Here is a 20493-nt window from a genome sequence, read left to right as displayed (position 1 = left end):
AGCAACTTGCAACAGATTTACAGTCTGCCCCCTTTGGCCACTCGGGAACTCCTCCATGTAATTGAATATATGTATATACCATATTCAATGTTTTTTATTTTTTCGTCGGTGCCAATCGACAAGGATTAGTATATAATGTTATGTTCTTAATTTCAACTGCAGTTTTTACTCATTTTTATCGATTATGCGAAACTACATCACTTTTACTCTTATTTTCTTTTATTTAATACAAAATACTAACCTTTATATCATAATTAGCAATTTAAGATACAAAGTTATAAAAATAAATATCATTTTATTTTTATATTTTGCAAGCTTTGACTTATTCATATGACTATTAAAGTTACATAAATAATAACTTCTAATCAATTTTTAATTATTACTATATATGCCCTTATTACTACTTTACCTCCCTAAATTACCATCTATATATTCAACATTTATATATGGCGCCAATATATTTTTCACCTTGTCATAATCTTGTGAGGATAATCTATTTTTTAATATTTTGAATATATCTTCAGCTGCTTCTAGTTCATTGCTACTTTTTAAATCATCTTGTATATTACTATAATCAGCACTAGATAACTTTCTTGAAATATATAATAGTTTAGCTTTATCAGCTACACTTATCTTGCTGATTATAGTGCTCTTATCCACTTTAAAAATAGACATTGTTTGAACTGTTTCATCCTCTACAGAGTATTCTTCATGCATTTTATTATCAGCATATATATCGTCTTTATCTTTGTCCTTAACGTCTTCTTTTAAATTCGCCTCTTCACTACTATTATACTTTATTTCACTATTATTTAATTTCTTCTTATAACTACTATTTGAATTATTATTTATCAATTTTGTACTTGGCTTATTTATATTGTTAGCTTCTCTCTTACCTGTATCTATATTATTCTTATTATCATGGTTATTAACCTGAAACTGCTCCTGATCTATCTTCAAATCTCCATAATCATAAGAATTATCCTTGTACGCCAGTAAGATACTAACAGAAATAACCGTCATTATAATTATTATTGAACTATAAACTTTTTCTCTTTTACTCACAGGGCAACCACCTTTCAATATTATAAATATTGACATTAAAGTAATATTTTATTCTTGTTTAATATTTTATTTAAATACCTCATATAAATTACTGAGGGGGTGGGATGTTGAATAAAATCAAAGTAGATTATAAATCATCGCTTGCTTACTACGAGATAGCTTACTTCTTGAAAAACTATGTTAAAGATAACACAGTAATTGTATGTATAGGTACTGATAAATGCATAGGAGATTGCCTTGGTCCACTTGTTGGCACAATGTTAAAAGATAAATTTTTTCCACTTCCTATTTATGGCACAATAGCCACACCAATACATGCATTGAACCTTGATAAGAAACTTAATGAAATTAATTCAAGGCATCCTAATGCATGTATCATAGGCATTGATGCATGTTTAGGCGACTCCAATTCAATAGGAGAAATTCACACTCGTGACTATCCAATACATCCTGGAAAAGGAGTTGGAAAAACCCTTCCTGACGTTGGAGATGCCTCGATTATAGGTATTGTTGATTCTAGCGAAAACTCAGAAATTTTTACTAGTAGGTCAATAAGATTAAACCTAGTTATGGAGATGGCTTATGTAATTGTAGATTCTATAATTCATGCTTATTATTTAAGTAGTCTTCAAAAATAGCTATGTAGTGCTTCAAAATAAGTTTCTATATAGGAACTCTTTATAACCTTTGCCCACCTAATAATTAAAAAAGCCATAATAAAAAGGACAGATTTTTTCTGTCCTTTTTACTCAACAAGCTCTACTTCCATATCTTTGTTGAGTTCTAATTTTTCGAAGTTTCTCAAAGCAATGCCTGTACCAATAGCAACACACGAAATTGCATCATCTGCAACTTTTACTAAAACACCAGTCTCCGATTCCAAATAATTATCAAGTCCATGTAGCAATGCACCGCCTCCAGTCATTACTATTCCATGTTCTATAATATCTGCCGCTAATTCAGGTGGTGTTCTTTCCAGAACAGAGTGAACTGCTTCTGAAATCATATTTACCGTATCCTTTAAAGCTATTCTTATCTCTTCAGTTGTTATGTCTACTACATCTGGAAGACCAGTTATTAAATTTCTACCCTTTACAGGCATAGATAGGTTTCTCATATTGTGAAAAACAGAACCTACATTAATCTTTAGATCTTCTGCAGTCCTTTCACCTATCATAAGTTTATATTTATTTCTTATATATTTAATAATAACTTCATCAAACTTATCACCAGCAATTTTTATAGAGGATCTTACTACTATGCCTCCCAAAGATATTACAGCAATATCGGTGGTACCACCGCCAATATCGACTACCATATGCCCGCTAGGCTTATTTATATCTAAGCCAGCACCAATAGCAGCAGCTAGAGGTTCTTCTATCAAATATACAGTTCTAGCACCTGAGTTCTTTGAAGCATCCATTATAGCTCTTTTTTCTACTTCAGTAGCCTGAGAAGGAACACATACCATTACTTTAGGCGCCGATATCCTCTTCTTCCCACACCCTTTTCTTATAAAATATGTAAGCATTTTCTCAGTCATGTCATAGTCTGAAATTACACCGTCTCTAAGTGGACGTACTGCTACTATATTTCCAGGGGTTCTTCCTATCATCTGTCTCGCATCTTCTCCAACGGCTAATATTTTATTATTAACCTTATCTACTGCAACAACAGATGGCTCTTTCAAAACGACGCCTTTGTCCTTAATATAAACAAGCACAGTGGCCGTACCTAAATCAATACCAATATCTGTTCCCATTCCCAAAAACCACATTCCTACTCACTCCTATTATTCTATTAACACAAACATAATTTGAGCATTTTTTACATAATTTATCATTTAAATTATACATGGAATGTGATTAACGTTCAATAGCTTTATACTTTAACTTTGTAGCTTTTCCTCCTCTTATGTGTCTCTCTGCCTTGTTCAAATCTAAAATTATCTTTGCTTTCTGGGCAATTACCGGATTAATCTTAGGTAATCTCTCTGTCATATCCTTGTGTATCGTGCTTTTACTAACTCCGAATACTTTCGCTGTCTTTCTAATTGTAGCTTTTGAATCTATGATATACTGTGCAACTTCTAAGACTCTTTCCTCAATGTAGTCTTTCAAAATGCTACCTCCTTAATTAGCTATATTAATAAATATGCACTACCTTTAAAGTAAATTACATTTTCTAATATTCAGTCATTTTCTTATTAGAAAATGACTGAATATATATTATTTATTTGCTTCTGTTTTAAATTTTATATATTTCCCTGGGTCAACTTGTTGATCTTTTGAGTCAAGCAACTGAAATCCTAAATGTTCAGCATATGGCTCAAATTTAAGCATCCTTGCAGAATCTCCTACTTTACCTATTGTTTGCTTAGCCTTGACTACATCATCCTTTTTAACAGCAATCTGAGGATCTAAGTTAGTATAGACAGTTTTCATTCCGTTCTGATGAGAAATCACAACATAATTTCCTACAAATTCATCACCAGTTCCAACATCAGTTACCTTACCTTCAGATGCAGCAAGAACAGGAGTACCTTTTTTAGCATTTATACCTACTCCCTTTATAACTGTAGTCCATACATTGAATCCTTTTACTTCAATAGGTTTACTACCATCTGAGAAAGCTCTTGATACTGCTCCATCACTAATTGGGTTATTAAATGTTATTTTTGATGTATTTGAAACAGTTTTAGTGTTAGGTACAGTTACCCCTGTTGCTGTATTGCCAGTTGTAGGCTTCTTCACTTGCTCAGCGCCTGGCATTTGAGTAGTTGACTTAGTTGAATCATTTATATTTACAGCAACATTACCTTTGTTTGCTTGTGGTGTAACTTTTTTAGCATTATTTCTTGCAGTTATTGCTGCAACTGTAGCCACTACACATAAACATACAAATAGAATAACGTAAAAACCCTCCTTCTTAAAAAAGCTTATAAATTTGTTATTTTTTTTGTCCATATGAACACCTCCATTAACTAGTCTCTCCTTTAGTTACTAAAAAATACATAATTTCCTATAGTTTTTTCATATAAATTCCAACAAATTTCTACAAAACAATTCTAACTATTTATTAATTAACAAAAACTCATTTAATTTATATCCACATTTAAATATTATTATCCACATCTTCATGACGCATTTACTTGGTTCAATTTTTAAATACAGCTATGTTTAATAATATTGCCGAAATCAAGTAGCTACGAAGGAGATTCCATATGAACAATCAATTAAAACAAACTTATATATATTTTTCAAAAATATATAGCTAAAATAACTAACACGTTATGTTTTTACTCTCTAAAAGCAAAAAAATCACTAACGGTATCCATTTAGTGATTTTTCATTATCCTAATTATTTAAATTATTACGGTAGAGTTCCTAATGATAGTATGACTTTTTTTCTTTCTAAGCTTTAAATGGTTCAGGAAAAATCTTATTATAAACCAACGTATTTATAGACATACTACTTCATATTGGACTACATCAAAATAAAGCCTCATATATTCATTGAAGGCTTTATTTTGAGTCTAAGTATTAATGTGATGTGTCTATTTAGAAGAATAAATTTACCACTTCGCAGCAAAACTTATACTTTCAAACTATCCTCTCAGAAACCAGAGGAATTTTGAAAATTAGCTTTCAGAACGAAGTGGTATAGATTTATATAAATATTAATATATGTTTATTTAATCATCAATACATCTAGCTCTTATTACTTATCCGTATATCTTCTAACTTCTTTATATCTACTCCTGAATAGTAATGCTTTAATATCTTATCATAAGTTGCTCCAGTGCTTGCCATAGCATTTGCTCCCCACTGACTTAGACCAACCCCATGGCCGTATCCTATGCAATTAAATGCTATTTTTCCATTAGAAAATGATATAGAAAAGTTAGTAGAATTTAAAGATAATAATTTTCTAAAATCAGTTCCCTTAATTGTAGTTTTTCCCACTAAAATCTCATTTACTCCTCCACCTTCTGTTCTCGAAAGTATCTTCACCTGAGATTTTAATGCTGATTTTTTTATTCCACTATCTTTATAGTAATTATTTATTAACGTAGTAAATTTATCATAACTATAAGAAACTGTACTTTTATATTTTGTCGCTCTTTCTTCTCCTGGACTATCCACCGATACTAGGTATGGCACATCACTTCCAAATACCTCCTTTGAACTTTCTGTTTTCCCTGAACTTACTGCAAAATATTGAGGATTCATCACAAGATACCCATCGTAAGATAATACTTGATCTTTTGTACTATCAACAGCTTGTACAATTTTATCCCAATAATCCTTTGACTTGCTAGCCTCCCACTGCTTTTTCTTTTCAGCCTCTCCTATATATACCTGGCAATGCGTAGAATCACAAATGTCTGCTCCATTGGCCTGAGGACATTTGTTTACTATCCTAGTTAATGCAAAAGTCCTTGCGGCCACTGCTTGAGCTTTTAAAGCTTCTAAATCGAAGTTTACTGGCATTTCTGCAGCCACAACACCATAGACATACTGCTCCAGATCCATTTCTAGTACCTTTTTTGTTTCGGTATTATAGACCTTTATCTTATGAAAATCATATTGTTTATTATGATCACTTTGATTGTTATCAAATATAAAATTCTTTATATTTGATATGTTCTTATTAAAATTGTTATTGCTTCCAGCTAATAGTGAAATAATAATAGGTGTAAAGAAGCAAATAAAAAATACTATTCCAAATCCTAAAAAGTATTTTTTACTTATTCTACTAGTAATTTTCATAAATACCTCCCACCATTGAAGTTAACATCAAATTTGTATTTTAGCCTATTTTTAAAAATATCGGATAACAGCAGCAAATCTTATTTTTATAGATTTGTATAATTTAATTTTTTCGCATAATAGATTTATATGCTTTAACAGATATAATATTACTTTCTCAGTTATATATATCAACAGAGATCTTTCTAATATGCGTAAAAATAAAACTCAGATTACCTAATTAAAGTAATCTGAGTTTTATCGAAGTTATAGGTTATAAATATATAACATAAGCATCCAATACTTTTAAGCTTAATCTACAGAATATCTCTCTATATCAGCACCAATTGATCTTAATTTTTTTTCTATATCTACATATCCTCTATCAATGTGATATATATCAGTAACATCTGTTTCTCCTTCTGCAGATAAACCAGCTATAATTAATGCTGCACCTGCACGCAAATCGCTTGCTTTAACTTCGCAACCTGTGATCTTAGGAACGCCTTCAATAAGAGCAGTTCGTCCATCAATTTTTACATTAGCCCCCATTCTAGCTAATTCCGATACGTGCATAAACCTATTTTCAAATACAGTTTCTGTTATTACACTTACACCATTAGCCAATGCTAACAGACTCATCATCTGTGCTTGCATATCAGTTGGAAAGCCTGGATATGGCATAGTCTTAATATCAACAGACTTTATTATATTCCTACCATCAACTACTATGCTTTGCTCCTCTTCTGATACTTCTATTTTTACTCCACTTTCCTTTAGTTTTTCAATTACTGGTCTTAAATGTTCTTCATTTATTCCCATAACTTTAATTTTACTATGTGTAATGGCACCTGCTATCATAAATGTTCCAGCCTCTATACGATCATATATTGGAGTATGCTCTGTTCCCCTAAGGCTATCAACACCTTCTATTATTATTTTTCCTCTTCCAGCACCGTCTATCATTGCGCCCATTGAATTAAGGAAATCAGCTAAATCCTTAATCTCTGGCTCCTCAGCTGCATTTTCAATGATTGTTGTCCCTTTAGCAAAAACTGATGCCATAATAATATTTTCAGTAGCACCAACTGAAGGAAAGTCTAGGTATATCCTATTACCAATAAGTTTCTTAGCTCTAGCTTCAACATATCCATGCCCTATTTCTATATCAGCTCCTAGAGCCTTAAAACCCTTAAGATGCAAATCAATTGGTCTACTTCCAATGTTACAGCCTCCTGGCAGTGAAAGCTTACAATAACCTAATCTAGAAAGCATTGGCCCCATAATAAGAAAAGAAGCTCTCATTTTTTTTACAAGTTCATTATTAGCATTTATCGGTTTTATATTACAAGAATCAACAGTTATAGATTTATTTGATTTATCTAAAGATATATTACATCCAAGTTCCTCCAGAACATTGCATATTACATATACATCCTCAAGCATTGGAGCATTATTTATTTTAACTTTATCATTACCTAATATACTTGCAGCAATTATCGGAAGAACAGAATTTTTAGCTGCGCTTATTTTTATTTCACCTGAAAGTTCATTCCCACCCTTAACTCTGATTTTATCCATATTATCCTCCATTAACCTTGTTTAGTATGTTATAAAAATTATTGGTGTACCAATAATTAAGTATGTTCTTTTATCATTTTCACTAATAGCGTAGTTTATAGCTGTGTTGTCTTTTAACTTTGCTACACCAGTAAAACCCGAACTTAATTTGATAGTATTCACATCTGTAGCTCCATACTTAACAAGGGCTCTTTCTGTTAATTCTATGTTATTTTTTGCGCTACCTTCTATTATATTACCCTTAACATAGCTAAAATATTGTACATCTATTGAGGCATCATATAGTACTTTTTCTAATTGTTGCTTTAATATATTGGTTTCATCTTTATTTATTTCCATTGTTGAAGTTGCACATATATTAGTAATATTATTTTCAACATTTGCAACAATTTCATTTGCCACTCCATCTTTTTTGTATGTTATTCGAAAATAGCTTGGCTTATATTCCTTGTACTCTATAATTGCATTTTTATATATTTTTTCAATAGTTTTTTTATAAATTTCATCTATATTCTTTTTGGATTGATACTGTATTTTTATACCACATTCAACAATACTCGCAGAGTTTTCTTTTAGTATCTCATTAGTAACTAAATTGTAGTTACTATCACTTGCATGAACTAATATATCAAAAGAAAACGTCAAAAGAATAATTGATAATAAAGCATACTTTATTCTCATAACATCCCGCCCTTTCCTTTTGATTATTGTCCAAGTTAATTATTTTTATTCAATATTGTTCCTCACTTTTAGTCTAAACATAGTAACACAATAGTTCTACGAATGGATTTACAAGCATATATTACTTGAATAAGATTGTATATTATTAATATATATATTTTTCCATAAAGTGTGATTAATACCTTATAACGTCATTAAACTTATGAGTGTAACCTAATTGTACTTAGTTTTAGTCAATTGATGATAAATTATATGATCTAAAAATTTTTTTTTAATACATAAATTTTCTGTACTTATCTCTATATGTCTACAGTTATTTTTATAAAACTAAATACAATATTTTAAATTCAAAAAGGCAAGCCAAAACTTTGGCTTGCCTTTTTCAACCTAAAGGTTATTTTTTTAATTGTAATCTTGCCATAGCTCTAGCTAAAGCAACCTGTGCCCTAACATTATCAACATCTACAGAGCCTTGTAATCTCTTCTCAGCTCTTTCTTTAGCTTGCTCTGCCCTAGACGCATCTATTTCATCTGGCCATTCAGCAGAATCACAAGCAAAGATTAATTGATTATCTTTGAACTGAACTATTCCTGTAGAAGTAAATAAAGAATATTCCTTATTATTTGCATCTACAAACTTAGTTACTGTAGGTATAGTGTTTGTTATATATGAAATATGATTTGCATATACTTCAAATTCACCATCACTATTCTTAGAAAGAATTTTTACAATATCTCCAGAGAATAACTCTCTATTAGGAGTAATTAAATGTAAATTAAATGTATTCATAATTAATCTCCCCTTTAAGTCCTAATTAGGACATCTTCTTTGCAGCTTCTACAGCTTCATCAATAGAACCTACAAATAAGAAAGCTGATTCTGGAAGATCATCATGTTTTCCTTCAAGAATTTCTTTAAATCCTCTTATTGTTTCAGCTATTGGAACATACTTTCCTTGCATTCCTGTAAATTGCTCAGCAACTGTAAATGGTTGTGAAAGGAATCTTTGAACCTTTCTAGCTCTTCCAACTATTAGTTTATCTTCTTCTGAAAGTTCATCAACACCAAGTATAGCTATGATATCTTGCAACTCTTTGTATCTTTCAAGTATATGCTTAACTTTTGATGCAATATCATAATGCTCTTTACCAACAACTCTTGGATCAAGTATTCTTGAAGTTGAGTCTAGTGGATCAACTGCAGGATATATACCAAGTTCTGATATACTTCTTGATAAAACTGTTGTTGCATCAAGATGTGAGAATGTTGTTGCTGGAGCTGGGTCAGTTAAATCATCCGCAGGAACATAAACTGCTTGAACTGATGTAATTGATCCATGTTTAGTAGATGTTATTCTTTCTTGTAATGCACCCATCTCAGTTGCAAGAGTTGGTTGGTACCCAACGGCAGAAGGCATTCTTCCAAGAAGCGCTGAAACTTCTGATCCAGCCTGAGTAAATCTAAATATATTATCTATAAATAAAAGTACATCTTGGCCTTGATCTCTAAAGTATTCAGCCATAGTAAGTCCTGTAAGAGCAACTCTCATTCTTGCTCCAGGTGGTTCATTCATTTGACCGAACACTAGTGCAGTCTTTTTGATAACTCCTGATTCCTTCATTTCAGATAATAAATCATTACCTTCTCTTGATCTCTCACCAACACCTGTAAATACAGATAATCCACCGTGTTGCTTTGCTATATTATTTATAAGTTCTTGGATAAGAACTGTCTTTCCAACACCTGCACCACCAAATAGACCTATTTTTCCTCCTCTTTGATATGGAGCTAATAAATCTATTACTTTAATTCCTGTTTCAAACATTTCTGGTTCAACAGATTGTTCAGCAAAAGTTGGAGCTGACCTATGGATAGGATAGTTAAATTCACTTGTAACATCCCCTTCTTCATCCATAGTTTTTCCTAAAACATTAAATAATCTTCCTAAAACATTTTGACCAACTGGAACTGTAATTGGTTTTCCGCTATCAACTGCATCCATACCTCTCTTTAGTCCTTCAGTAGCTTCCATAGCTATTGTTCTAACTATGTCGTCACCCATATGTTGTTCAACTTCTGCTATTAGCGTACGGTCTCCCATAGGAATTTCAATAGCATTGTATATATTAGGAAGTGCATCTGTATCAAATTTGATATCAATAACAGGCCCTATAACCTGAACTACTTTTCCTATACTGCCAGGCATCAGAATACCTCCTCACTATTTTTGCGCATTTGCTCCACTAACTATTTCGCTAATTTCTTGAGTAATAGCGCCTTGTCTTATTCTATTATATTTAATATTATATGCATCTAAAAGATCATTAGCGTTCTTAGTAGCACCATCCATTGCCTGCATTCTTGAGTTTTGTTCACTAGTCTTTGAATGAAGTAATGAATTAAGCAGTTTACCTCTAAAGTATACATCAAAGGTATTTTCTACAACTGAATTACTGTTTGGTTCTATTAAGAAGTCAGTCTTCTTTTCATTTTTATCTCTATCTATTGGTAAAAGTTTATCAACAGTTACTAATTGTTTAACTGGTGAGTGAAAATGTGTATATACTACATTAACTTCTCCAACTTCATTGTTTTTATATAATCTTAAAGCATGCTCAACTACAGTCTTAGCCTCTTTTATAGTAGGCACATCTGGAATTTGAACATATTCAGCTATTGTCTCAAAGCCATATTTTTTCACATATGAGATGCCTTTTTGACCAACGACCATAACAACGTTATTTATAGGATCTATACCAGCCACTTCATTTAATGCGGACGCTACACCATGATTAAAGCCCCCACACAGACCTGAGTCTGAAGTAAGTACTATATAAAGCTTTTTAGTAGCTTTATTTCCCTTTATGTAACTACTGTTATTGTCATCGTCTATTGACTTAATTAACTCTTCTGCAACTCTTTTTATAGAATTAAAATATTTATTATTGGTTTCCAATTCCATTCTAGCTTTTCTTAGTTTAGAAGTGGCAACAAGTCCCATGGCTTTAGTTATCTTTTTGGTGTTGGTTACTGACTTAATTCTTCTTTTTATATCTAAAAGTCCAGCTCCTGCCATCCATTCCACCTCCTAAAAGATTGCATAGCTTTAAAAGCTATGCTAAAAATATCTTCTTAAATTCTGCTATTGCTTGCTCAAGGTTTGCCTTAATCTCATCAGTTAAAACTTTACCTTCAGCAATTGACTTTGGAATATCTCTATGATGTGTATCAATATATTCTAAGAAGTCTTTTTCAAAGGCCTTTATATCAGATACTTTTATATCAGATAAGAAGTCATTTACTGCTGCATAAAGAATGATTATTTGCTTTTCAACATCCATTCCTGAATATTGATCTTGCTTTAATACTTCAACAAGTCTCTTACCTTTTTCAAGTCTTCTTTGAGTATCCTTATCAAGGTCTGATCCAAATTGAGCGAAAGCTGCAAGTTCTCTATATTGAGCAAGTTCTAGTCTTAATGTACCTGAAACTTGTTTCATAGCCTTTATCTGAGCATTACCACCAACTCTGGATACTGACATACCTGAGTTAACCGCTGGTCTTTGACCTGCATTGAACAGTTCAGACTCAAGGAATATCTGACCATCTGTTATAGATATAACGTTAGTTGGTATATAAGCTGTTATATCACCAGCAAGTGTTTCTATTATAGGAAGTGCAGTTAATGAACCTCCTCCATTCTTAGCAGACAGTTTAGCTGCTCTTTCAAGTAATCTTGAGTGAATGTAGAAAACATCTCCTGGATAAGCTTCTCTTCCTGGTGGTCTCTTAAGTAATAATGACATTGTTCTGTAAGCAACAGCATGCTTAGATAAATCATCATATGCTATCAATACGTGCTTTCCTTTATTCATGAAATATTCACCCATTGTACATCCAGCATATGGTGCTAAATATTGAAGCGGTGCTGAATCTGAAGCAGTTGATGCAACAACTATTGTGTAATCCATAGCTCCCATTTCAGTTAAAGTGTTAACTATATGAGCAACTGTAGATTGCTTTTGACCTATAGCTACATATATACATATAACATCTTTACCCTTTTGGTTTAAGATTGTATCTATGACTATAGCAGTTTTTCCAATCTGTCTATCTCCGATTATAAGCTCTCTTTGACCTCTTCCTATAGGAATCATTGAGTCAATAGCTTTTATACCAGTTTGAAGAGGCTCATTAACTGAACTTCTATCGATTATACTTGGTGCTGGAGTCTCTATTGGTCTGTAACCATCGTTCTTTACTGGTCCTTTACCATCTATAGGCATACCTAATGAATTTACAACTCTTCCTATTAAAGCGTCTCCTACTGGAACTTCAACTATCTTACCAGTTCTCTTAACTACGTCTCCTTCTTTGATTCCTTCTTCAGAACCTAGAAGAACACATCCAACGTTATCTTGTTCCAAGTTTTGAGCCATTCCATAGACATTGTTAGGAAATTCAAGAAGCTCACCTGCCATGCATTGATCTAAACCGTAAACTCTAGCAATACCATCACCAACTTGAATAATTGTACCTGAATCTACAGTTTCAATTTGCTTTTCATATTTCTCTATTTCATTTTTAATTATAGATGTTATCTCTTCCGGTTTAATATTCATGGATTCACCTCTATTCTCTCTTAAGCATTAAGTGCTTCATCTCGTCAAGCTTTAACTTTATTGTACCATCAATAACGTCATTACCAACCCTAACATAAAGTCCACCTATTATGCTCTTATCAATCTCTTGCTCAAATAAAATATTTTTATCATATTTCTTTTCAAGCTTTTCTTTTAATCTTTGTAATTGTTCATCTTCTAAAGGAATTACACTTTTCACGTTTGCTACAAGTGTATTATTTCTTTCTAGATAGATTTTTTCCATCTGCTCTAGTTTTTGTTTTAAATAAAGTATTCTATCTTTTTCTATTAATATTAATAGAAATGAAAGTAATTCTTCATCAATTTTTCCTTTAAAGATATTAATAAAGGTCTTTTTCTTTTTCCCAGTGCTTATTTGAGGGTGCTTGATAACTTCAAAAAATTCTGGATTATTGTAAACTAAATCACAAATTTCCCTAAGATCTTGAAGATACTCTTCAACTTTCCCCTTTTCTTCTGCTACTTTATAAAGCGCAAGTGCGTATCTCCTATCTAAGTATTCATACATAATTAGATACCTACCTTAGCAATAAAGTCATTAATAAGCTTTCTATGCTTATCTTCGTCAATACTTTCTTCAAGAGCTTTAGCTGAAATAAGTACTGCTAGATCAACAACTTGCTCTCTGATTTCTTGCTCTGCTTTCTCTTTTTCTCTGTTTATTTCTACTGAAGCTCTATCTAATAAGGTTTGAGCTTCATTTTTTGCTTGATCAACAATTTCTTCATAAACTTTATCTGCTTTATGCTTTTGGGATTCAGTAATTTTCTTAGCTTCATCCTTAGCAGATCTTAAAATTCTCTCATTTTCTAATAATAAAGTTCTAGCTTTCTCTGTGTCTTCATCGGCTTTATCAATCTTTGACTGTATATCGCTTTGTCTTTCTCCAATAACTTTTTCAACTTTATCGAAGAAGAAATGCTTCATTAGAGCGTATAGAATCAATAAGTTAATTACCGCCGCCAAGACATGTAACCAGTCTATCTCCAACATCTACATCTTAGCCTCCCTTCGGAGCAAACTAATTTTATTTTATTAATGAATAAAAATAACTTTTTATTTTAGTAATAGTCCTAAAAATTATTTTGCAACAAATATTAATAGTATAGATACTAATAGTCCATAGATAGCAGTTGTTTCTGCGAATGCAGCACCAATTAATAATGTAGTTGTTATCTTACCGCTTAATTCTGGTTGTCTTGATATTCCTTCAACAGCTTTACCTGTAGCAATACCTATACCAACTCCAGCTCCAATACCTGCTAATGCAGCAATACCTGCTCCTAAAAATTTAATAGTTTCCATTTTAAAAAATCCTCCTTAAGTATGTTTTTTAATGTTCAGCAGTCATTTTTATTTGAATCATTGTCAACATTACAAAAATGACCATTTGTATTAATCCATCAAATAAATCAAAGTATCCGTGTAAGAATACTGGGATTCCTATTTGAGCAAACCATGAAATATTGTGTAGAGCCTGATAAACCAAGTCTACTAAAACTGTTGCAGCTAATATATTACCAAAAAGTCTCAGACTTAGTGAAACTGGTAAAATAGCTCTTTCTAAAATATTAAGAGGTAACATAGGCAAAAATGGATGCGCATATCCCCCTAAGTAGTGTCCAAAACCTGCTCTCTTAATTGCATTTGCATGAATTAAGATAAAGGTCATTAGAGAAAATGACACAACTGTGCTGAAATTCATTGTTGGTGGCTGTAAACCTAACAATCCTATTAAGTTTAAAGACAATAGAAAGATCCCTAGTGTACCAATATAAGGTACAAAAGATTTGTAGCTTTCACCCATATTTTCTACAACAGTATTAAATATAAATTCATACAGCATTTCAGCTACTGTTTGTTTCTTATCTGGAATCTTTTTAAGGTTCCTTGTAGCTGCTATACCTATTCCCGCAATAAGCACAATTACAATCCATTCAATAACTAAGTCTAATGTTATATTGAACGTAAGGCTTCCTAGCGGCAATTTGTAAATGACAATGGGATCTAGTCCTTCCAAACTTAATCACTTCCTTTCCTATTCATGAACCAATATAAAATAATACCTACAAACTGAGCAAAAGTCCCCAGTATATAGGTTAGTAAACAAGTATAATCATCAATAAATAAAAAAGCTAAGGCTATAATGATTATAAATTGAAAGATGTACCCTATATACGCTACTATAACGCTCTTTGATTTTGAAAAATTAAGTATAGTATGTATAGTATAACCTTTAATTATAAAAGTTATTGATGTAATCATAACACCTGCCATAAATGCGAAAGCTACGTTCATATTATATAATTTCGTCAGTACAAGCGAGATACTTAACCCCACCAGTAAGTTTAATTTAAAAACTCCGAAAATAAATTTGGATAATGTCTGATTCATAATTTTCTCCTATAATCTCGAGCACGAAATTATTATATTACTGTATGTCCTTACTTTAAAGTTTTGATTTCGTTCTTAAATAGAGCATTTAAGTCAAATATATGAATTTATCTTCTTATAATTCATAATTACGTGCTATATCTCTTCGCAGATGCATTTTTCTTTTTTATTGCAATGTAAAAATACTCTTCATTCATTTTTCACAATTTTCTTAGTAAGTGTTTTTTCTACAACAAAGTCACTGATAACATTTTCAAAACGACATATATTCAAAAATATTACATAAAAAATCTATTTTTCAGATAAACAAATCCATTTCTTTAATTTAATTAAACTTTTTCTCTATAATATTATTAAACTCTTTTAACACAATTGCATAAGCATACCCTGTTTTATTCAAAAAAAATTATTTTATTGTACTCATCAGTATAAATAATCCTATATATAATCTTTAATATATATGTTTATATGTATGTTTTCTTAGTAAAGAAGGTATAATTAACTGAATTTTTCCAACGTTTTTCTTGCATGACTAATTATTAAATTGCGATTATAACTTTTATTAAAGTTTTATCTTATCCCTTAATGTAGTTATATTAAGTGTAATTTTGAATGACTGTTGCTTTATAAAATCATTTAGTTAATAAAGGTACATAACAATTGTTTTCCCAATGTATTTATTAATTCACAATTATTCTATATAATATTGAATTTATTATTCGCTTTCTAGAAATAACTTTTAAGATAAAGCTTTTCACTCACTAGTAGTTTATTTTAATTTAGTCCACCTTATACTCATGTGATACAAATTTATACAATGCCAATAAAATATAATTATATTTTTGCCAGCATAAAACTTTCTGAGGCATAAGAAAAAGACAAACTCTTTTCATTATACTTTACCGAGGCTTTGCTTTCACAGTGGATTTTAAGACAGTAAAAATGACCCTTTAACAAGGGTCATTAAGAATGTATAATTAAACTCTTTCAACTATAAGAGCTGTTCCCATTCCACCACCGATACATAAAGTTGCTAAACCTCTCTTAGCATCTCTCTTTTCCATCTCATGTAGTAAAGAAACTAGTATTCTTGCTCCAGATGCTCCAACTGGATGACCTAAAGCAATAGCTCCACCATTTACATTTACTTTATTCATATCAAAGTGTAAATCCTTAGCAACAGCTAAACTTTGTGATGCAAAAGCTTCGTTAGCTTCTATCAAATCTAAATCTTCAACTGTTAAGTTAGCAACTTCTAATGCTTTTTTAGTAGCATGGAATGGACCATATCCCATTATTGTTGGGTCAAGACCTTTTGATCCATAAGAAACTATCTTAGCTAATGGTTTTATACCTAACTCTGCAGCCTTTTCAGCACTCATTACAACAAATGCAGCAGCTCCATCATTGATACCAGATGCATTACCTGCAGTTACTGTTCCATCTTTCTTAAATGCTGGTCTAAGTTTTGCTAAAGTTTCAATAGTTGTTCCGAATCTTGGGAACTCATCTGTATCAAATACTTTTGGTTCTCCTTTTCTTTGAGGTATTACAACTGGTACTATTTCATCTTTGAATCTTCCTTCTTTTATAGCTCTTTCAGCCTTTTGTTGTGATGCAGCTGCAAAAGCATCTTGTTCTTCTCTTGAAAGATTCCATTGCTCAGCTATATTTTCAGCAGTAATTCCCATGTGATAGTGATTGAAAGCATCAGTTAGAGCGTCGTTAATCATGGTATCTACCATTTTTCCGTCTCCCATTCTTTGACCCCATCTTGCACCATTAAGTACATATGGAGCTTGAGACATGCTTTCCATACCACCAGCTATTACAACATCAGCATCTCCAGCTTTTATTAATTGTGCTGCTAGACTAACTGCTCTTAATCCTGATCCACATACTTTGTTTATTGTCATAGCTGAAACTTCAACTGGTAGACCAGACTTAACAACTGCTTGTCTTGCAACATTTTGGCCAAGTCCTGCTTGAATAACATTACCCATTATAACTTCGTCAACTAAAGCTCCATCTACACCTGCTCTGTTTAGTGCTTCTTTTATTACTGTTGCACCTAAATCCACAGCTGAAACATCTTTTAATGCTCCTCCGAATGAACCAACAGCAGTTCTAACTGCACTTGCAATAACAACTTCTTTCATGAAAATTACCTCCTAGGTTTATTTATTATTAGACAATTTTTTATCAATATTTAACGTCCTCTTTATTATAACTATTTTTTTATTTTTTATCAATAGTTATTGTTAAAAAAAACACAAAGTTTTTTCACTTAATTTCAAAAAAATAATTTAAAAGAGCTAATGTAACAATCTCTATATTAACTTTTATTAATGCAAAAGATACCAATTATACTATACAATTTATCATTTTCTTCATGTATTAATAAGTAATTTTTTCAAGTTAATCTATTGTGTTTTCAACTTCATCTGTTTAAGAACTAAAGTAACTACTTACATTTATTAAATCTAGTTAACAAAAGTCTTAATACTTCATTTACATAAAAAAAGTCGCTTAAACAACCTTCCTCAGTGACTTTTTTACGTATCAGCCTTTTGTGAACGTAGTAAAGTAATTCTGGCAGCAAACATAATTTTATTTTTACTACCTCCCCTAAATATCTACTGAAAAGCCTTGATATTAATAGGTTCAACCAAAAAAGTTATAGTTTCCTCTGAAAAAACAACCTTTTGCATTATACTTTGTTAGAATTTATATCCCATGTGAAATTACTAGACAAAAAAGGAAATAGTATAAGTACTACTTCCAGTTAAAAAAATAACAAGTTTAAAATTCTTCAACTTCGTCTTCTGAAATTGCAAAATACTTTAGTATAGCCTTAACTATTCTCTTAGACGCTTTACCATCTCCATAAGGATTTGTTGATTTACTCATCTTGATGTACTCTGCTTCATTGTTTATCAAAATATTTGCTTCTCTTATGATAGTATCCTTATCGGTTCCAACTAGCTTTACTGTACCAGATTCTACTGCTTCAGGTCTTTCAGTAACATCTCTAAGTACAAGAACTGGTTTACCAAGATGAGGAGCCTCTTCTTGAAGACCACCTGAATCTGTCATTATCATAAAACTCTTATTTATTAGATTATGAGTTTGTTTAGTATCCAACGGTGGAAGAAGATGTATTCTTTCTTTACCTTCTAGCTTACTAAACACAACATCCTTAACTACAGGATTTAGATGAACTAAATATACTAGTTCAACATCCTTATTATTAGATACAATCTCATTCAATGCATCGCAAATATTTTCTATTCCTTCTCCCCAGTTTTCTCTTCTATGGGCAGTTATCATTATTACCTTCTTATTATCAAAATCTATATAGTTAAGTTCTTCTTGTTCAAATACATAGTTTTCTTCTACAGTATGTTGCATAGCATCAATAACTGTATTGCCAGTAACATATATATCCTGCTCATTAATTCCTTCTCTAAGTAGGTTATTCTTAGATCCTTTAGTTGGCGCAAAGTGTAGATCCGCTATTGCCCCTGTAAGCTTCCTATTCATCTCTTCAGGAAATGGAAAATACTTATCAAAAGTTCTAAGTCCAGCTTCGACATGACCAACCTTGATTTGTTTATAGAAAGCAGCAAGACCTCCTGCAAAAGTAGTGGTTGTATCTCCATGAACCAATATCATATCCGGTTTTTCTTCATCAAATACTTCTTCTAATCCCTCAAGAACTCTGTTAGTAATTCCTGTTAAAGTTTGCTTTGTCTTCATTATATTCAAGTCATAATCAGGGACAATATCAAATAGATCAAGAACCTGATCAAGCATCTCTCTATGCTGAGCAGTAACGCATACCTTTGATATAATATTTTTATCTTTCTCTAGTTCTTTAACTAAAGGAGCCATCTTAATAGCTTCTGGTCTTGTTCCAAATATAGTCATGATCTTTATAGTATTCAAATTTATTCCTCCTAATTAATACCGCTGTAAAATTTGAATATCTTGAATCTGTCATTTAATCTAACTGATACTCTTTATGTACAAAAAATTAGTTACGGTATTTCAATACATTAATATTTATATTAGCATTTTAAGTAAATGCTACTTAAATTTATCTTGAATATTAATATCCAGTTTCATTAGTAAGAGAATCATCATTATCTATCCAATAGTCTACATTGACAACTCTAAATCTATCTTTAGTATCTCTTATTACTACCGTTGCAATACCCGCATTTATTATAAGCCTCTTACACATAGAACAAGAATTTGCATCTTCTACAAACTCTCCCGTATTAGAATCCTTACCTACTAGATATAATGTAGCACCAATCATATCTTTTCTAGATGCACTTATTATAGCATTTGCTTCGCTATGGACACTTCGACAAAGCTCATAATGAGTCCCTCTAGGCACTTTAAGTTCCGCTCTTCTACACTTACCCAAATCAATACAATTTGTTCTTCCTCTTGGTGCTCCAGTATATCCAGTAGAAATTATTTCATCGTTCTTTACTATTATAGACCCATAATTTCTTCTTAAACAGGTACCTCTCTCCAAAACCGTTTCTGCAATATCCAAGTAATAGTTATGCTTATCTCTTCTATCCAATACACCCACCCCAGATTACATAAAAAAATAGTCTATATAAGCTTCATAAGTTTATTTTACAAGTTAACTTTGAAAGATTTTGCTTAGACGAAATCTTTAAGGAAAAGGGCAAATCGCCCTCTTACCTACTTAGTTCCAAACAATCTATCTCCTGCATCACCAAGACCAGGTACTATATATCCATGTTCATTTAACTTCTCATCTATGGAAGCAACATAAACATCTACATCTGGATGTACACTAGTAACATGCTTAATACCTTCTGGTGCTGATATCAAACACATAAGTCTTATGTTCTTAGCCCCTTTATTCTTTAGAAGAGTTATAGCATCAGCAGCAGAACCACCTGTGGCTAGCATAGGGTCAACAACAATTATATCTCTCTCAACTATATCCTGAGGTAGTTTGCAGAAATATTCAACTGGTTGAAGTGTTTCTTCATCTCTATATAAACCTATGTGTCCAACTTTTGCTGCAGGTATTAACTTAAGCATACCATCAACCATTCCAAGACCAGCTCTAAGTATAGGTACTATTGCAACCTTCTTACCAGCTAACATATTACACTTAGTCTTACAAATAGGAGTTTCTATCTCAACTTCCTCCATTTGAAAATCTCTTGTAACTTCATAAGCCATAAGCATAGATACTTCTGAAACCAAATCTCTGAAGTCCTTAGAACCAGTTTTCTTATCTCTTATAAATGCCAACTTGTGTAATATTAACGGATGTCCAATTTGTGTAACTTTACTCATA

General features: G+C 31.7%; 21 protein-coding genes. 1 reads left to right on the top strand and 20 read right to left on the bottom strand.

Features of this window, described 5'->3' with window-relative positions:
- Positions 1 to 405: 405 nt before the first annotated feature.
- Positions 406 to 1065 (bottom strand): hypothetical protein, encoded by a 660-nt coding sequence (locus GXK57_RS16260; protein ID WP_160678396.1) that lies wholly within the window; start codon positions 1063 to 1065, stop codon positions 406 to 408.
- A 107-nt stretch (positions 1066 to 1172) separates the two neighbouring features.
- Between GXK57_RS16260 and yyaC the strand changes: the two genes are divergently transcribed.
- Positions 1173 to 1703 carry a spore protease YyaC gene (gene yyaC, locus GXK57_RS16255; protein WP_160678394.1) on the top strand — a complete coding sequence of 177 codons (531 nt, stop codon included), beginning with the start codon at positions 1173 to 1175 and terminating at the stop codon, positions 1701 to 1703.
- Between the two features lie 107 nt (positions 1704 to 1810).
- On the opposite strand, the gene GXK57_RS16250 is transcribed toward yyaC, so the two are convergent.
- From GXK57_RS16250 to upp, 19 genes are all read right to left on the bottom strand, one after another.
- Positions 1811 to 2842, bottom strand: coding sequence for a rod shape-determining protein (locus GXK57_RS16250; RefSeq protein WP_160678392.1), 1032 nt, complete (start codon positions 2840 to 2842; stop codon positions 1811 to 1813).
- A gap of 88 nt (positions 2843 to 2930) precedes the next feature.
- Positions 2931 to 3185, bottom strand: coding sequence for a sporulation transcriptional regulator SpoIIID (gene spoIIID / locus GXK57_RS16245; protein WP_128212257.1), 255 nt, complete (start codon positions 3183 to 3185; stop codon positions 2931 to 2933).
- Positions 3186 to 3293: 108 nt separating this feature from the next.
- Complete coding sequence (locus GXK57_RS16240) at positions 3294 to 4031, bottom strand: peptidoglycan DD-metalloendopeptidase family protein (protein ID WP_160678390.1); 738 nt, start codon at positions 4029 to 4031, stop codon at positions 3294 to 3296.
- A 744-nt stretch (positions 4032 to 4775) separates the two neighbouring features.
- The gene (spoIID, locus tag GXK57_RS16235; protein ID WP_160678388.1) at positions 4776 to 5837 is read right to left on the bottom strand and encodes a stage II sporulation protein D; all 1062 of its coding nucleotides are present in this window, start codon (positions 5835 to 5837) and stop codon (positions 4776 to 4778) included.
- A 291-nt stretch (positions 5838 to 6128) separates the two neighbouring features.
- Positions 6129 to 7397, bottom strand: coding sequence for a UDP-N-acetylglucosamine 1-carboxyvinyltransferase (murA, locus tag GXK57_RS16230; protein WP_160678386.1), 1269 nt, complete (start codon positions 7395 to 7397; stop codon positions 6129 to 6131).
- A gap of 21 nt (positions 7398 to 7418) precedes the next feature.
- The gene (locus GXK57_RS16225) at positions 7419 to 8078 is read right to left on the bottom strand and encodes a hypothetical protein (RefSeq protein ID WP_160678384.1); all 660 of its coding nucleotides are present in this window, start codon (positions 8076 to 8078) and stop codon (positions 7419 to 7421) included.
- A 394-nt stretch (positions 8079 to 8472) separates the two neighbouring features.
- Positions 8473 to 8868, bottom strand: a complete 396-nt coding sequence (atpC, locus tag GXK57_RS16220; RefSeq protein WP_160678382.1) for an ATP synthase F1 subunit epsilon — start codon at positions 8866 to 8868, stop codon at positions 8473 to 8475.
- A gap of 25 nt (positions 8869 to 8893) precedes the next feature.
- A complete protein-coding gene (gene atpD / locus GXK57_RS16215; protein WP_160678380.1) occupies positions 8894 to 10285 on the bottom strand; it encodes a F0F1 ATP synthase subunit beta in 1392 nt (463 codons plus the stop codon).
- A 15-nt stretch (positions 10286 to 10300) separates the two neighbouring features.
- The gene (atpG, locus tag GXK57_RS16210; protein ID WP_160678378.1) at positions 10301 to 11155 is read right to left on the bottom strand and encodes an ATP synthase F1 subunit gamma; all 855 of its coding nucleotides are present in this window, start codon (positions 11153 to 11155) and stop codon (positions 10301 to 10303) included.
- A 37-nt stretch (positions 11156 to 11192) separates the two neighbouring features.
- Positions 11193 to 12701: a F0F1 ATP synthase subunit alpha gene (atpA, locus tag GXK57_RS16205; protein WP_160678376.1), complete on the bottom strand. Its 1509-nt coding sequence runs from the start codon at positions 12699 to 12701 to the stop codon at positions 11193 to 11195.
- 10 nt (positions 12702 to 12711) lie between these two features.
- The gene (locus tag GXK57_RS16200) at positions 12712 to 13251 is read right to left on the bottom strand and encodes a F0F1 ATP synthase subunit delta (protein WP_160678375.1); all 540 of its coding nucleotides are present in this window, start codon (positions 13249 to 13251) and stop codon (positions 12712 to 12714) included.
- Between the two features lie 2 nt (positions 13252 to 13253).
- Complete coding sequence (locus tag GXK57_RS16195) at positions 13254 to 13733, bottom strand: F0F1 ATP synthase subunit B (RefSeq protein WP_128215935.1); 480 nt, start codon at positions 13731 to 13733, stop codon at positions 13254 to 13256.
- A 90-nt stretch (positions 13734 to 13823) separates the two neighbouring features.
- Positions 13824 to 14048, bottom strand: a complete 225-nt coding sequence (gene atpE, locus GXK57_RS16190; protein WP_128212247.1) for an ATP synthase F0 subunit C — start codon at positions 14046 to 14048, stop codon at positions 13824 to 13826.
- 28 nt (positions 14049 to 14076) lie between these two features.
- Positions 14077 to 14763, bottom strand: a complete 687-nt coding sequence (locus GXK57_RS16185) for a F0F1 ATP synthase subunit A (RefSeq protein WP_128212246.1) — start codon at positions 14761 to 14763, stop codon at positions 14077 to 14079.
- A 2-nt stretch (positions 14764 to 14765) separates the two neighbouring features.
- Positions 14766 to 15137 (bottom strand): hypothetical protein, encoded by a 372-nt coding sequence (locus GXK57_RS16180; RefSeq protein ID WP_160678373.1) that lies wholly within the window; start codon positions 15135 to 15137, stop codon positions 14766 to 14768.
- A 977-nt stretch (positions 15138 to 16114) separates the two neighbouring features.
- A complete protein-coding gene (locus GXK57_RS16175) occupies positions 16115 to 17296 on the bottom strand; it encodes an acetyl-CoA C-acetyltransferase (protein WP_160678371.1) in 1182 nt (393 codons plus the stop codon).
- Positions 17297 to 17939: 643 nt separating this feature from the next.
- A complete protein-coding gene (gene wecB / locus GXK57_RS16170) occupies positions 17940 to 19085 on the bottom strand; it encodes a UDP-N-acetylglucosamine 2-epimerase (non-hydrolyzing) (protein ID WP_160678369.1) in 1146 nt (381 codons plus the stop codon).
- Positions 19086 to 19248: 163 nt separating this feature from the next.
- Positions 19249 to 19737 carry a deaminase gene (locus tag GXK57_RS16165; RefSeq protein ID WP_160678367.1) on the bottom strand — a complete coding sequence of 163 codons (489 nt, stop codon included), beginning with the start codon at positions 19735 to 19737 and terminating at the stop codon, positions 19249 to 19251.
- Between the two features lie 125 nt (positions 19738 to 19862).
- Positions 19863 to 20492 carry a uracil phosphoribosyltransferase gene (gene upp, locus GXK57_RS16160; RefSeq protein ID WP_128212242.1) on the bottom strand — a complete coding sequence of 210 codons (630 nt, stop codon included), beginning with the start codon at positions 20490 to 20492 and terminating at the stop codon, positions 19863 to 19865.
- Between the last annotated feature and the right edge of the window lies 1 nt (position 20493).

The organism is Clostridium sp. C8-1-8, from assembly GCF_009928445.1.
Lineage (GTDB): Bacteria > Bacillota > Clostridia > Clostridiales > Clostridiaceae > Clostridium_AR.
The sequence above is the reverse complement of the archived record's forward strand: the minus strand, read 5'-3'. Positions and strand labels throughout refer to the sequence as shown.

Coding starts and splice junctions, on each gene's coding strand:
- atpA (WP_160678376.1), bottom strand. CDS start 12,701: ATGAATATTAAACCGGAAGAGATAACATCTATAATTAAAAATGAAATA.
- atpG (WP_160678378.1), bottom strand. CDS start 11,155: ATGGCAGGAGCTGGACTTTTAGATATAAAAAGAAGAATTAAGTCAGTA.
- GXK57_RS16250 (WP_160678392.1), bottom strand. CDS start 2,842: ATGTGGTTTTTGGGAATGGGAACAGATATTGGTATTGATTTAGGTACG.
- GXK57_RS16225 (WP_160678384.1), bottom strand. CDS start 8,078: ATGAGAATAAAGTATGCTTTATTATCAATTATTCTTTTGACGTTTTCT.
- atpD (WP_160678380.1), bottom strand. CDS start 10,285: ATGCCTGGCAGTATAGGAAAAGTAGTTCAGGTTATAGGGCCTGTTATT.
- murA (WP_160678386.1), bottom strand. CDS start 7,397: ATGGATAAAATCAGAGTTAAGGGTGGGAATGAACTTTCAGGTGAAATA.
- GXK57_RS16200 (WP_160678375.1), bottom strand. CDS start 13,251: ATGTATGAATACTTAGATAGGAGATACGCACTTGCGCTTTATAAAGTA.
- GXK57_RS16175 (WP_160678371.1), bottom strand. CDS start 17,296: ATGAAAGAAGTTGTTATTGCAAGTGCAGTTAGAACTGCTGTTGGTTCA.
- GXK57_RS16180 (WP_160678373.1), bottom strand. CDS start 15,137: ATGAATCAGACATTATCCAAATTTATTTTCGGAGTTTTTAAATTAAAC.
- spoIID (WP_160678388.1), bottom strand. CDS start 5,837: ATGAAAATTACTAGTAGAATAAGTAAAAAATACTTTTTAGGATTTGGA.
- atpE (WP_128212247.1), bottom strand. CDS start 14,048: ATGGAAACTATTAAATTTTTAGGAGCAGGTATTGCTGCATTAGCAGGT.
- atpC (WP_160678382.1), bottom strand. CDS start 8,868: ATGAATACATTTAATTTACATTTAATTACTCCTAATAGAGAGTTATTC.
- GXK57_RS16240 (WP_160678390.1), bottom strand. CDS start 4,031: ATGGACAAAAAAAATAACAAATTTATAAGCTTTTTTAAGAAGGAGGGT.
- upp (WP_128212242.1), bottom strand. CDS start 20,492: ATGAGTAAAGTTACACAAATTGGACATCCGTTAATATTACACAAGTTG.